Raw genomic sequence first — 15,562 nt, 5'->3', positions numbered from 1 at the left:
CACGCCCGGCGCTGTGAACTGCATCTCGCGCGGCATCCTTGCGATGCTGTGCGGATGCCCTGCACCCTGGAGTGCGTAGCGTCCGCCATCTGGGCCGAGTGCCCGGAGCGCGGCTTCCCCGTGGAGCCCGCGCCGCGCGGACGCCGCTCGGCTGTGCCCGCATCGGTAACGGACCATGTGTCACCATTCGATGCTTGTTCTGGGGGCCAGTCGGTAATGACAGGGGAGCGGACGATCGGTGGGTGTGACGTGCTGGCTGGTGGGCGACGACGGGGAGACGGGGCTGTCGGGGTGAGCTGGGAATGACCAGTGCCGCCCGGCCGAGGGCTGCGCGCACCCGCAGGTCGCGCCTCGTCTCGCTGCCCCAGCTGATGACCTCGGCGGTGGAGGCGAATCCGGACGGCACCGCGGTGGTGTTCGCCGGCGCGGACGAGACCTACGGCAGCCTCGGCTACGCCGAGCTGGACGAGCGCTCCAACCGGCTCGCCCGGCTGTTGCTGGAGCGCGGGGTGGGGCCGGGTGATCTGGTGGCGGTCGGCATTCCGCGCTCGCTGGAGTCGGTGCTCGCGGTGTGGGCGGTGGCCAAGACCGGGGCCGGGTTCGTCCCGGTGGATCCCCGCTACCCGCGGGAGCGGGTGGCCTACATGGTGCGCGATTCCGGCGCGGTGCTCGGGCTCGCGGTGGGCGCGGTCCGCGCCGAGCTGCCCGAAGCCGTCGACTGGATCGCCATCGACGCCGACCTGGATCTGGAGGCGTGGTCGCCGGAGCGGGTCACCACACTGGACCGGCGCCGGGCGCTGCGCCCGGACGACGCCGCCTACGTCATCTACACCTCCGGCTCGACCGGGCTGCCCAAGGGCGTCGTCGTCACCCAGGCCGGGCTGAAGAGCTTCTGCGACGAGCAGCGCGACCGGTACCGGGTCGACAGCGATTCCCGCGCACTGCATTTCGCCTCGCCCTCGTTCGACGCCTCGGTGCTGGAGCTGCTGCTCGCGCTGGGCGGCGCGGCCGCGCTGGTCGTGGTCGACCCGGCGATCTTCGGCGGCGACGAGCTGGCCCGGCTGCTGCGCCGGGAGCGCGCCACCCACGCCTTCATCACCCCGGCCGTGCTCGCCTCGCTGGACCCCACCGGCCTGGACGAGCTGCGCGTCGTGGTCGCCGGCGGTGAGGCGTGCCCGCCGGAGCTGGTGCGGCGCTGGGCCTTCGGTGGCCGCGAGTTCTACAACGGCTACGGCCCCACCGAGACCACCATCATGACCAATATCAGCGACCCGCTGGTGCCCGGCGAGCCGGTGACGATCGGCAGGCCGATCCGCAATATCAGCGAGTTCGTGCTGGACGAGCGGCTCGGCCCGGTGCCGGACGGCGTGGTCGGCGAGCTCTACATCACCGGCGCGCAGCTGGCCCGCGGCTACCACGCGCGCTCCGCGCTCACCGCCGCGCGCTTCGTGGCGAATCCGTTCGAGGAGAACGGCTCCCGGCTCTACCGCACCGGTGACCTGGTGCGCAGGCTGCCAACGGGTGAGATCGAGTATTTGGGCCGCAACGACTTCCAGGTGAAGATCCGCGGCTTCCGGATCGAGCTCGGCGAGATCGACGCGGTGCTCGCCGCGCACGAGGATCTCGACTTCGCGGTCACTGTCGGCCACGAACTCGACAGCGGCGCCACGATTCTCGTCTCCTACGTGCACGCCGCCGGCGGCGCCGCGGTCGACACCGCCGCGCTCACCGAGCTGGCCGAGGCGCGGCTCCCGGCGCACATGGTGCCGACCGCGATCATGGTGCTCGACACCATCCCGCTCACCCCGGTCGGCAAGCTGGACCGCCGCGCGCTGCCCGAGCCGGTGCTCGACCACAAGACCTACCGCGCGCCGGAGACCCCGGTGCAGCTCGCCATCGCCGAGGTGCTGGCCGAGGTGCTCGGCACCGAGCAGGTCGGGCTGGACGACGACTTCTTCGCGCTCGGCGGCGACAGCATCACCGCCATCCAGGTGGTGTCGCGGGCCCGTGCCCGCGGCGTCGTCTTCACCCCGCGCGAGGTCTTCGAGAGCCGGACGCTGGAGGCGCTGGCCGGGCGGGCGCACACCGCCGAGCCGGAGGCGGCCGAGGCGGAGCCGGCGCTCGCGCCGGTGCCGGAGGCCGAGCGGGAGCGGCTGGCGCAGCGGTACCCCGCGCTGGCCGAGGTCTGGCCGCTGACCCCGCTGCAGTCCGGCATGCTCTTCCACGCGCTGCTCGCCGAGACCTCGATCGACGCGTACATGACCCAGTTCGTGATCGACCTGGGTGGCCGGGTGGATGCCCAGCGGCTGCGCGGCGCGGCCGCCGCCGTGCTGGAGCGCCACGACAACCTGCGGGTCGCCTTCGCCGAGGACGCGGCGGGCAACCCGGTGCAGGTGGTCATGGACCGGGTCGAGCTGCCCTGGCGGAGCGTCGATCTCGCGCACCTGGACGCCGACACCGCCGCGCTGGAGACCGATCGCCTGCTCGCCGCCGACCTGGCCGAGCGCTTCGACATGCGCCGCCCGCCGCTGCTCCGCTTCGCGCTCGTCCGCACCGCGCCGGATGCCTGGCGGCTGCTGGTGACCGCGCACCACATCCTGATCGACGGCTGGTCCATGCCGCTGCTCATGCGCGACCTGCTCGGCGTCTACGCGCTCGGCGCCGCCGCCGCGCTGCCGCCGGTGCGCTCGTACCGGGCGTACCTGGCCTGGCTGGCGCACCGCGACCAGGGCGAGTCCATCGATGCCTGGCGCACGGCGCTGGCCGGCTTCGACGAGCCGACGCCGCTCGCCCCCGCCCGCCGCGGCCGCGAGCTGGCCGAGGGCATCGGCGAGCTCGGCTTCGCGCTGAGCGCCGAGCAGACCGCCGGGCTGGCCCTGCTGGCGAGCGAGGTCGGGGTCACGGTGAACACCGTGGTGCAGGCGGCGTGGGGGCTGCTCGTCGCCCGCTCGGTGGACCGTGACGACGTGGTCTTCGGCGCCACGGTCTCCGGCCGTCCGCCGCAGCTGCCCGGCGTGGAGTCCATGGTCGGGCTGTTCCTGAACGCCATTCCGGTGCGGGTGCGGCTCGGCGCGGACAGCACGCTGACCGAGGTGCTCCGTGCCCTGCAGGCCGAGCAGGCCGGGTTGCTCGAGCACCACTACGTGGGGTTGAGCGAGATCCAGGCGGCGGCCGGGGTGCCCGACCTCTTCGACTCGCTGCTGGTCTTCGAGTCCTTCCCGGTGGACGCCGCCGCGCTCACCGCGGCCGCCGACGCACTCGACGGCATGACCATCACCGGCGCGACCGGGGTGAACGGCTCGCACTACCCGCTCACCGTCATGGTGGTGCCGGACCGGCAGTGGCAGCTACAGATCAAGTACCTGCGCGAGGTCTTCGACGACGAGCAGGTGCGGGTGCTCGCCGACCGCTTCACCGCGCTGCTGGCCCGGTTCGTGGCCGAGCCGGGCGCGCGGGTCGCCGAGATCGACGTGCTCACCGACGCCGAGCGCGCGGTGCTGGCGCGCGTGAACGACACCGCCGCACCGGAATTCGCGGACGAGGCCACGCTCCTCTCGCTCTTCGACGCGCAGGTGGCCCGCACGCCGGACGCCGCCGCCGTGCTCGCGGACGGGGAGACGCTGACCTACCGGGAACTCGACACCCGCGCCCGCGCGCTGGCCGGGTACCTGGCCGGGCGCGGCGTCGGCCCGGAGTCGCTGGTCGCGGTGGCCATGCGGCGCTCGGTGCAGCTGGTGGTGGCGGTCTACGCCGTGCTGCGCACCGGCGCCGGGTACGTGCCGATCGATCCGGACCACCCGGTCGAGCGCAGCGAGTACGTGCTCGGCAGCGCCGGGCCCGCGCTGGTGCTGACCACCGCGCGGGACGGCTTCGCCACGGCGGCGGATGTCCCCGTTGTGGCGGTCGAAGATATTGTTGGACAGGCTTTTACGGGTGTCGCCCCGCGGCCGGGCAATGTCGCGTACGTGATCTACACCTCCGGGTCCACCGGGCGGCCGAAGGGTGTGGTGATCACCCACCGGCAGATGGCGAACCAGTTCCGGTGGGCGCAGCGGGAGTACCCGCACGGGCCGGGCGATGTGGTGCTGTTCAAGACGCCGGTCACCTTCGATATCTCGACGTGGGAGCTGTTCTGGCCGCTGCAGACCGGCGCGGCGATCGTGGTGGCGGAGCCGGAGGGGCATCGGGATCCGGCGTACCTGGCGCGGGTGCTGGCCGAGCGGGCGGTGACGGCGGTGCACTTCGTGCCGTCCATGCTGGAGGCATTCCTGGACGCGGTGCCCGAGGTGGCGCTGCCCGCGCTGCGCTTCGTCTTCGCCGCCGGTGAGGCGCTCTCGCGGGAGACGGCGGCGCGCGCCGCCGCGCTGCTGCCGGGGGTCCGGGTGGACAACTGGTACGGCCCCGCCGAGGCGACCGTGGTGAGCGCCTTCCCCGCCGCCGAGGCGCGCGGGGGGACGAGTGTGCCGATCGGGGCGCCGGTCGCCAATACCGTTGTGGCGGTGCTGGATCGGCAGCTGGTACCGGTTCCGGTCGGGGCGGCCGGTGAGCTGTACGTCTCCGGCGTGCAGCTGGCCCGCGGGTACGCGGCCGCGCCCGCGCTGACCGCCGAGCGCTTCGTCGCGGGGCCGGACGGGACACGGCTGTACCGGACCGGTGACGTGGTGCGCTGGGTACCCGCCGGTCGGCGCTTGGCGCTGGAGTACCTGGGCCGCAGTGACTTCCAGGTGAAGCTGCGCGGCCAGCGCGTCGAGCTGGGGGAGATCGAGAGCGTGCTGCTCGCGCACCCCGCGGTGCAGCGGGCCGCGGTGCAGCTGGTGCGCGGTGGCACGGGGGACCGGCTGGTGGGGTACGTGGTCCCCGCGGCGGAGTTCGCGGAGGCGGAGTTGCTCGCGCATGTGCGCGCGGGCGTGCCGTCGTACATGGTCCCCTCGGCGCTGGTGGTGCTGGATTCCTTCCCGCTCAACCCCAGCGGCAAGCTGGACCGCCGCGCCCTTCCGGTGCCGGAGGCGGCGGCGCGCGCCTACCGCGAGCCGGCCACCGAGGCCGAGCGGGCGGTGGCGTCGGTCTTCGCCGAGGTGCTCGGGCTCGAGCGGGCCGGCGCGGACGACGACTTCTTCGAGCTGGGCGGCAACTCGCTCGTCGCGACCAGGGTCGCGGCCCGGCTGGGTGCGCTGACCGGCGCCAGGGTGCCGGTGCGCACGGTGTTCGAGCGGAGCACGGTCGCCGGGCTCGCCGCGGCGCTGCCGAGTGCCGCCGCGAGCGAACGGCTTCCGCTGGTCGCGGGGGTGCGCCCGCCGCGGGTGCCGCTCTCGCTCGCGCAGCAGCGCATGTGGTTCCTGAACCGCCTCGACCCGGAGTCGGCGGTCAACAACCTGCCGGTCGCGGTCCGGCTCACCGGCACCCTGGACACCGCCGCCCTGGCCCGCGCCGTGGCCGATGTGGTGGCCAGGCACGAGACGCTGCGCACCGTCTACCCGGCCGATGCCGACGGCATCCCGCACCAGGTGGTGCTCCCGGTCGACCGGGTCGTCCCGGCGCTGGCCCCGATCCCCGCCGAGCGCCTGGACGAGCAGCTCGCCGCGGTGCTCGGCGCCGGCTTCGACGTGACCGTCGACCCGCCCTTCCGCGCGGCCCTGCTGGAGCAGGGCCCCGGCGCGTACGTGCTGGCCTTCGTGGCGCACCACATCAGCGCCGACGGCTGGTCCATGGGCCCGCTGACCCGCGACATCATGCTCGCCTACGCGGCCCGCGCGGCCGGGCAGCCGCCCGCCTGGACGCCGCTGCCGGTGCAGTACGCCGACTTCAGCCTGTGGCAGCGCGCGGTCCTCGGGTCCGAGGACGACCCGGAGAGCCTGCTCGCCGCCCAGGCGGCGTACTGGCGCGACCGGCTCGCCGGGCTCCCCGCCGAGCTCGCGCTCCCCGCCGACCGCCCGCGCCCGGCCACCCAGTCCTTCGCGGGCGGGCAGCACGGGTTCGTGATCGACCCCGCCCTGCACACCGCGCTCACCGAGCTGGCCCGCGCGCACAACACCACCCTGTTCATGGTGCTGCACGCCGCGCTCGCGGCGCTGCTCGCCCGGCTCTCGAACAGCACCGACATCGTGGTCGGCACCCCGGTCGCCGGGCGCGGCGAGGCCGAGCTGGACGACGTCATCGGCATGTTCGTCAACACCCTCGTCCTGCGCACCGAGATCACCCCCGGCGCGGGCTTCGACACCCTGCTCGCGCAGACCAGGGACCACGACCTGGCGGCCTTCGCGCACGCCGACATCCCCTTCGAGCGGCTGGTCGAGATCCTCGACCCCGAGCGCTCCACCGCCAGGCACCCGCTCTTCCAGGTGATGATCTCGCTGCAGAACCTGCCCGCCACCAGCCTGGAGCTGCCCGAGCTGCGGGCGGAGGCGGTCGACTTCGCCATCGACACCGCCAAGTTCGACCTCATGCTGGCGCTGCGCGAGACGGGCGAGCACGGCATCGCCGCCGAGTTCTCCTACGCCCGCGACCTCTTCGACACGGCGACCGTCGCCGGTTTCGCCGAGCGCTACGTCCGGCTGCTCACCGGCATCGCCGCCGATTCGGCCGCGCCGGTCGGCGATATCCCGTTGCTCTCCGCCACCGAGGTGGCGAACCTGCCGCACACCGCGGAGCCGCACGACCTGGGCCCGGCCCCGCTGCTCCCCGAGCTCTTCACCGAGCAGGCCAGCCGCACCCCCGACGCCATCGCACTGGTCGACCCGGACGGCGGCACCCTCACCTACGCCGAGTTCGGCGCGCAGGTGCACCGCCTGGCCCGCCGCCTCGCCGAGTCGGGCGTCGGCCCGGAGACGCTGGTCGCGCTCGGGCTGCGGCGCTCGGTGCGGCTCGTGGTCGCCGCGTACGCGGTGCTCGCGGCCGGTGGCGGCTACGTCCCGCTCGACCCGGACCAGCCCGCCGACCGCATCGCCCACATTCTGGACACCGCCGCCCCGGTCCTGGTCCTCACCGCCGACGGCTTCGACGCGGGCGCGCACCCCGCGCTCGACCTCGGCGCCGCCGACCTCTCCGGCTACCCGGACACCCCGCTCACCGACGCCGACCGCCGTGCCCCGCTGCGCCCGCACAACCCGGCGTACGTCATCTTCACCTCCGGCTCCACCGGCCGCCCCAAGGGCGTCGCGGTGCCGCACGCCGCCGCGGTGAACCAGATCTGCTGGATCACCGCCGAGTACGGCATCGGCCCGGACGACGTGGTGCTCTTCAAGACCCCGGCCACCTTCGACGTCTCGGTGTGGGAGCTGTTCGGCCCGCTCAGCGTCGGCGGCCGGATGGTGGTCGCGAGCCCGGACGGCCACCGCGACCCCCGCTACCTGGCCGAGGTGATCGCCGAGCAGCGCGTCACCATGACCTCCTTCGTGCCGTCCATGCTGAGCGTCTTCGCCGCGAGCGCCGACCCGGCGACGCTCACCTCGCTGCGGGCGCTGCTGCTCGCGGGCGAGGCGCTGACCGGCGCCGTCGTCGACGCGGTCCGCCGGCTCACCCCGGCGGCGCTCCACAACCTGTACGGCCCCACCGAGTTCACCGTGCACGCCACGCACACCCCGGTCCCGGCCGAGGTGCCGGGCGCGGTGCCGATCGGCGCGCCGGTCTGGAACGCCGCCGCCTACGTGCTCGACGCCAGGCTGCACCCGGTGCCCGCGGGGGTGGCGGGGGAGCTGTACCTGGCGGGCGCGCAGGTGGTGCGCGGCTACGCGGGCCGCCCCGACCTCACGGCCGACCGCTTCGTCGCCGACCCCTTCGGCCCGGCCGGCGGCCGCATGTACCGCACCGGCGACCTGGTGCGCCGCGGCCCCGACGCCGCCCTGACCTACCTGGGCCGCACCGACTTCCAGGTGAAGCTGCGCGGCCTGCGCATCGAGCTTCAGGAGATCGAGGCCGCGCTCACCGCGCACCCGGAGGTCACCCAGGCCGTCGTGGTGCTGCACACCGACCCGCACACCGGTGACCGCCTCGTCGGCTACGTGGTCCCCGCCGCGGCCGACCCGGCGGCGCTGCGCGAGCACCTCGGCACCCGGCTGCCCGGCTACATGGTGCCCGCCGCGCTGGTCCCGCTGGACGCCATGCCGCTGAACCCCAGCGGCAAGCTGGATCGGAAAGCCCTGCCGGAGCCGGTCTTCGAGAAGGCGGCCTTCCGCGCCCCGGTCACCCCGGTGGAGCAGATCGTGGCCGGGGTCTTCGCCGAGGTGCTCGGCACCGAGCGGCGGATCGGCCTGGACGACGACTTCTTCGGCCTCGGCGGCAACTCGCTGCTCGCCACCCAGGTCGTGGCCCGGATCGGGGCGGCGCTGAACGCGCACCTCCCGGTCCGGGTGCTCTTCGAGATCGCCACCGTCGGCGGGCTGGCGGCCCGCGCCGAGCAGGCCGCGGGCGGCGGCGCCCGGCCGCCGCTCACCGCCGGGCCGCGCCCCGCGCACATCCCGCTCTCGCCCGCGCAGCAGCGCATGTGGTTCCTGAACCGCTTCGACAGCGGCTCGGCCGCCTACACCATCCCGGTCGCGGTCCGGCTGCGCGGCGCGCTGGACACCGCCGCCCTGCGCGCGGCCATCGCGGATGTGGTGGAGCGGCACGAGATCCTGCGCACCGTCTACCCGGAGACCCCCGAGGGCCCGGCCCAGGTCATCCTGGCGCCGGAGCAGGCGGCGCCGAAGCTGCGCATCCGCCCGCTCACCCCCGGCGCAATCCCCGGCGCCCTCGCCGAACTCGTCACCACCGCCTTCGACGTCACCGCCGAGGTCCCGCTGCGGGTGGTGCTCTTCGAGCTCGCCCCGGACGACTTCGTGCTCGCCATGGCGATCCACCACGTCTCCGGCGACGGCGCCTCGGTGGCGCCGCTCACCCGCGACCTCATGATCGCCTACGCCGCCCGGACCAGCGGGGAGGCGCCCGGCTGGGCGCCGCTGCCGGTGCAGTACGCCGACTACAGCATCTGGCAGCGCGACCTGCTCGGCGCCGAGGACGACCCGGAATCGCTCGCCGCCGAGCAGCTCGCGCACTGGACCCGCACCCTCGCCGGGCTGCCGGACCAGCTGGAGCTGCCCACCGACCGCCCGCGCCCGGCGGTGCGCTCCTACGCCGGCGGCATCGTCCCGGTCGAGATCGACGCCGAGACCCACGCCGCCCTCGCCGACCTGGCCCGCGAGCAGGGCGCCACCCTCTTCATGGTGGTGCACACCGCGCTCGTGGTGCTGCTGGCCCGGCTCGCCGCCACCGACGACGTGGTGATCGGCACCCCGATCGCGGGCCGCGCCGAGCCCGGGCTGGACGACCTCATCGGCATGTTCGTGAACACCCTGGTGCTGCGCTCCCGGATCGCCCCGCACGAGCGCTTCACCGAGCTGCTCACCCGGCAGCGCGCCACCGACATCCAGGCCTTCGCGCACGCCGACGTGCCCTTCGAGCGGCTGGTCGAGGTGCTGAACCCGGCCCGCTCGCCGGGCAGGCACCCGCTGTTCCAGGTCGGGCTCTCGTTCCAGAACTTCGCCGCCGCCGAGCTGGAGCTGCCCGGGCTGAGCCTCTCCGGGGTGGAGATCGACACCGCGCTCTCGCAGTTCGACCTGCACCTCATCGTCGGCGACAACTACGGCGCCGACGGCGTGCCCACCGGCATCGTCGGCGGCCTCACCTACGCCACCGACCTCTTCGACCGGGCGACCGCGGCCGAGTTCGTGGCCCGGCTGGGCCGGGTGCTGCGCGCGATCGTCGGCGACCCCGCCGCGATCGTCGGCGACATCCCGCTCACCGGCACCGCCGAATCCGAACGGCTGCTGCGCGAGTGGAACTCGACCGCGCACCCGGTGCGCTGGGAGCTGCTGCACCAGGGCTTCGAGGAGCAGGTGCGGGCCACGCCGGACGCCGTCGCGCTGGTCGCCGCGGACGCGCGGCTGACCTACGCGGAGCTCTCCGCGCGGGTCGAGCGGCTGGCCCGGGTGCTCGTGGCGCGCGGGGTCGGGCCGGAGGTGCCGGTGGCGCTGGCGCTGCCGCGCGGGGTCGAGCTGGTGATCGGGATGTACGCGGTGCTGCGCGCGGGCGGCGCCTTCGTGCCCATCGACCCCGGCCACCCGGCCGAGCGGATCGGCCACATCCTGGATACCGCCCGCCCCGCCGTGGTGCTCATCTCCGCCGGCACCGGGTTCCCGCTCCAGGTCGAGTCGCCGCTGGTGGTGCAGGAGCTGGACGGCGAGCCGGGCTTCGACGGCCCGCTGCCGGTGCCCGCGCCGGACAACCCGGCCTACATCCTCTTCACCTCCGGCTCCACCGGCCGCCCCAAGGGCGTGACCATCACGCACCGGGCGGTCGCCAACCAGATCGCCTGGATGGCCGAGTACTACGGCTTCGGGCCGGACGACGTCTACCTGCAGAAGACCGCCTCCACCTTCGACGTCTCGATCTGGGGGTACTTCCTGCCGCCCGCCCGCGGCGCCCGGCTGGTGCTGGCCGCCGACGGCGCCCAGCGCGACCCGAGGCAGATCGCCGAGCTGGTGCGCGCGCACCGGGTGACCCGCACCGATTTCGTGCCCTCCATGCTGAATGTCTTCGCGCAGTACGCCGCCCGCGCGGAGCTCGCGACGCTGCGCGACGTCTTCGTGATCGGCGAGGCGCTGCCGCCGGAGACGGTGAGCGCGCTGGCCAAGGTCTCCGACGCCGCCGTGCACAATGTGTACGGCCCCACCGAGGCCGCGGTCTCGGTGACGTACCACGAGGTCACCGCCGCCGACACCGCCGTGGTGCCGATCGGTACCCCGGAGTGGAACTGCACCGTCTACGTGCTGGATTCGCGGTTGCGGCCGGTTCCGGCCGGAGTCTCCGGCGAGCTGTACCTGGGCGGGGTACAACTGGCGCGCGGCTACGTCCGGCGCCCCGACCTCACCTCGGATCGCTTCGTGGCCGACCCGTTCGGCCCGCCCGGATCCCGCCTCTACCGCACCGGTGACGTGGTGTCCTGGCGGGCCGACGGCGTGCTCGTCTACGGCGGCCGGGTCGACTTCCAGGTCAAGTTCCGCGGCCAGCGCATCGAGCTGGGCGAGATCGAGACGGCGCTGCTCGGCGTGGCCGGCGTCGCGCAGGCGGCGGTGCTGGTGGCGGCGGGCGCCACCGGCGAGTTCCTGGCCGGGTACGTGATGCCGGCGCCCGGCGCCGAACTCGACCCCGACGCGGTGCGGGCCGGCGTCACCGCGGCGCTGCCCGGGTACATGGTGCCCGCGGTGGTCACCGTGCTGCCCGAGTTCCCGCTGAACACCTCCGGCAAGCTGGACCGCAAGGCGCTGCCGGTGCCGGAGTTCCGCTCCCGCGGCTTCCGCGCCCCCGCCACCCCGATCGAGGAGATCGTGGCCGGGGTCTTCGCCGAGGTGCTCGGCATGGAGCGGGTCGGCGCGGACGACGACTTCTTCGCGCTCGGCGGCAACTCGCTGCTCGCCACCCAGGTGGTGGCCAGGATCGGCGCCGCGCTGGACGCGACCGTCCCGGTGCGCGCCATCTTCGAGGCGGGCAGCGTGGCCGCGCTGGCCGCGCGGGCCGAGCAGCACGCCGGCTCCGGCGCGCGGCCGCCGCTGGTCGCGGTGGAGCGGCCGGAGCGGCTGCCGCTCTCGCTGGCGCAGCAGCGCATGTGGTTCCTGAACCAGTACGACCCCGGCTCGGCGGTCTACAACATCCCGATCGCGGTCCGGCTCACCGGCGCGCTCGACGTGCCCGCGCTGGAGCAGGCCGTTGCCGACCTGGTCGGCAGGCACGAGGTGCTGCGCACGCGGTACCCGCGCACCGACGACGGGCCGGTGCAGGAGGTGGTCTCGGTGCGCGAGGCGTTCGACGGCCTCTCCGCGGAGCTGGTCACCGTCGACGACCTGCTGCCCTGCGTGGAAGCGGTGCTCACCGAGGGCTTCGACGTCACCACCGAGGTGCCGGTGCGGGTCGAGCTCTTCCGGATCGTCGGCACCGACGAGCACGTGCTGGTCTTCGTCGCACACCACATCGCCGCCGACGGCTGGTCGGTCGGGCCGCTGACCAGGGATCTCATGGTCGCCTACAGCGCGAGGGCGGCCGGGGCGACCCCGGCGTGGACGCCGCTGCCGGTGCAGTACGCCGACTACACGCTCTGGCAGCGCCGCGTGCTCGGCGCCGAGGACGACGCGGAGAGCGTGCTCGCCGCCCAGGCCGGCTTCTGGCGCTCCGCGCTCGCCGGGCTCCCGGACGAGCTCGCGCTCCCCGCCGACCGGCACCGGCCGGGCACCGCGAGCTTCGCGGGGGCCAGGGAGACCTTCTTCGTCGACCCCGAGCTGCACCGGGCGCTGCGCGTGCTCGCCGCCGAGCACAATGTCACGCTCTTCATGCTGGTGCACGCGGCGCTCGCGGTGCTGCTCGCCCGGCTCTCCGGCGGCGACGACATCGCCGTCGGCACCCCCATCGCGGGCCGCGGCGAGCCCGAGCTGGACGACCTGGTCGGCATGTTCGTGAACTCGCTGGTGCTGCGCACCGGCATCGAGCCCGCCGAGCCCTTCACCGAGCTGCTCGGGCGGGTCAGGGAGGTGGATCTGGCCGCCTTCGCGCACGCCGACATCCCCTTCGAGCGGCTGGTCGAGCTGCTCGACCCGGTGCGCTCGCAGGCCAGGCACCCGCTCTTCCAGGTGGTGCTCTCGCTGGCCAACCTGCCCGCCACCGAGTTCGAGCTGCCCGGGCTGCGCATCGCCGGGGTCGAGTCCGATACCGCCGTCGCCAAATTCGACCTGCAGTGGACGCTCAGCGAGGTGCGCGACTCCCGCGGCGAGCCCGGCGGCATCGCGGGGATGCTGGAGTACGCCACCGACCTCTTCGACCCGGAGACCGCCGCCGGATTCGCCGAGCGCTTCGTCCGGGTGCTGGCCGCGGTGGCCGCCGATCCCGCGGCGCCGGTCGGCGCGGTCGAGGTGCTCGCCCCGCGCGAGCACGCGGAGCTGACCGCCAGGTGGGGTGCGGCGGCCGTGGTGCCGCGGCCGCTGCCGGAGCTGCTCGCCGCCGCCGCGGTCGACCCCGCCGCGCCCGCGGTGGTGTACCGGGGCGAGACCACGAGCTACGCCGAGCTAGACGCGCGCTCGAACCGCCTGGCCCGGCTGCTCATCGCCGCGGGCGCGGGCCCGGAGGACCGGGTGGCGCTCGCCGTGCCGCGCTCCGCCGACTCGGTGCTCGCGCTCTGGGCGGTGGCCAAGACCGGCGCCGCCTTCGTGCCGGTCGACCCGACCTACCCGGCCGAGCGGATCGCGCACATGGTCACCGACTCCGGCGCCGCGCTCGGGCTCACCGTGCGCAGCGTGGCCGGCGGGCTCCCGGACTCGGCCCGCTGGCTGGTGCTGGACGAGCTCGACGCCGCCGGGTACGACGCCGCGCCGATCACCGACGCGGACCGGCTCCGGCCGCTGCACCCGGACCACCCCGCGTACGTCATCTACACGTCGGGCTCCACCGGCGTGCCGAAGGGCGTGGTGGTGGCGCAGCGCGGGCTCGCCAACTTCGCGGCGGCCGAGGCCGAGTGCTTCGACCTCGACGCGCACACCCGCGCCCTGCATTTCGCCTCACCCAGCTTCGACGCCTCGGTCCTGGAGCTGATGCTCGCGGTCGCGCGCGGCGGCGCCCTCGTGGTGGCACCCGCCGACCTGTACGGCGGTACGGAACTCGCCGAGCTGATCGGGCGCGAGCAGGTGACGCACGCCTTCGTGACCCCGGCGGCGCTGGCCACCTTCGACCCGGCCGGGCTGGAGTCCCTGCGGGTGCTGATCGTCGGCGGCGAGGCCTGCCCGCCGGAGCTGGTGAGCAAGTGGGCGGCGCCGGGGCGGGCCTTCCACAATGCCTACGGTCCGACCGAGGCCACCGTCGCGACGAATATCACCGCGGCCATGGCGCCGGGCGCGCCGGTGACGATCGGCGGCCCGGTGCGCGGCACGCGGGCGCTCATCCTGGACGCCGGGCTGCGGCCGGTGCCGGTCGGCACCGCGGGCGAGCTGTACCTGTCCGGGATCCAGCTGGCCAGGGGCTACCACGCCAGGCCGGGGCTGACCGCCGCGCGGTTCGTCGCCGACCCGTACCAGCCCGGCGGCCGGATGTACCGCACCGGCGACGTGGTGCGCTGGACCCGCACCGGCGAGGTCGAGTACGTGGGCCGCTCCGACTTCCAGGTGAAGGTGCGCGGTTTCCGCATCGAGCTGGGCGAGATCGACGCCGCGCTGGCCGCGCACGAGTCGGTGGATTTCGCGGTGACCGTGGGGCGCGACGGCAGGCTCGCGGCGTACGTGGTGGGCCGCGATATCGACACCACCGAGCTGACCAGGCACGTCGCCGCCCGGCTGCCCGGCTACATGGTGCCGTCCGCCATCACCGTGCTGGACGGCGTTCCGCTCACCCCGGCGGGCAAGCTGGACCGCGCGGCGCTGCCGGAGCCGGTCTTCGCGCCGCGCGAGTACCGCGCCCCCGCCACGCTCAGCGAGGAGCTGGTGGCCGGTGCCTTCGCCGAGGTGCTCGGGGTGGACCGGGTCGGCGCCGACGACGACTTCTTCGAGCTCGGCGGCACCTCGCTGCTGGCGACCAGGGTGGTGAACCGGATCCGCGAACTCGGCGGCGCCGAGCTGCGGGTCGCGGTGTTCTTCAGCGACGCCACCGTGGCCGGGGTGGCGGCGCGGGCCGCCGAGGCGCTCGCCACCGAGGGCGACGCCGACGCCGCCATGGGCGTGCTGCTGCCCATCCGGGCGACCGGGAGCAGGCCGCCGCTCTTCTGCGTGCACCCCATGTCCGGGCTGGCCTGGGCCTACGCCGGGCTCGCCCGGTTCCTCCCCGCCGACCAGCCGATCATCGGCATCCAGTCGCCCGCGCTCTCCGAGGACGATTGGCGGCCGCTCTCGGTGGCCGACATCGTCACCAGGTACGTGGCCGAGATCCGCGCGGCCCGGCCGGAGGGGCCGTACCGGCTGCTCGGCTGGTCGCTCGGCGGGGTGCTGGCGCACGCGATCGCGGTGCGGTTGCGCGAGCAGGGCGCCGAGGTGGAGCTGCTGGCCGTGCTCGACGGCGTCCCCGGGATCGACCTGGACGATTTCCGCCACGAAGTGCGCACCGCCTTCGCCGAGGTGGGGATCGCTCCGGATGCGCTGCCGGAGGCGGGCAGCCTCGGCGAGCTGAGCGAGGAGGCGCTTGCGGTGTTGCTGGAGTCGGTCCCCGCCGACCTGGCGGTGCTCACCGCGGACCGGATCCGCCGGATCTACCGGGGCGCGGTGCGCGCGGTGGAGCACGTCACCCGGTACCGGCCCGCGGTTTTCGACGGCCGGATCGATTTCGTCGGCGTCACCCGGCTCGACCCCGGCGCCGAGCCGCACGCGGGCGCGGCGGGCTGGCGGCGCTACACCGACGGCCCGGTGGCCGAGCACTCGATCGACTCCACCCACCTGCGCATGATGGAGCCGGAGGCGCTGGTCCAGCTGGGTCCGGTGCTGACCGGGCTGCTCGGTGGGGACGGTGCCGAGCGGACGGCCGGTACTTCCCGATAGAGTGCGGCGCGGCCCTGCCCCCGAGACCG

At 74.6% G+C, this 15,562-nt stretch carries 1 protein-coding gene; it reads left to right on the top strand.

The genetic code is table 11. The annotated features are described in order from the left end of the window. Positions 1–302: 302 nt before the first annotated feature. Entirely contained in the window at positions 303–15,533 is a 15,231-nt protein-coding gene (locus AB0H71_RS12775) for an amino acid adenylation domain-containing protein (protein WP_357018950.1), read from the top strand. Positions 15,534–15,562 lie beyond the last annotated feature (29 nt).

Origin of the sequence: Nocardia sp. NPDC050697, from assembly GCF_040654395.1 — a bacterium.
GTDB lineage: Bacteria > Actinomycetota > Actinomycetes > Mycobacteriales > Mycobacteriaceae > Nocardia.
The sequence above is the reverse complement of the archived record's forward strand: the minus strand, read 5'-3'. Positions and strand labels throughout refer to the sequence as shown.

What these genes read in the sequence shown, in the direction of transcription:
- AB0H71_RS12775 (WP_357018950.1), top strand. Translation starts at nt 303, where the DNA reads ATGACCAGTGCCGCCCGGCCGAGGGCTGCGCGCACCCGCAGGTCGCGC.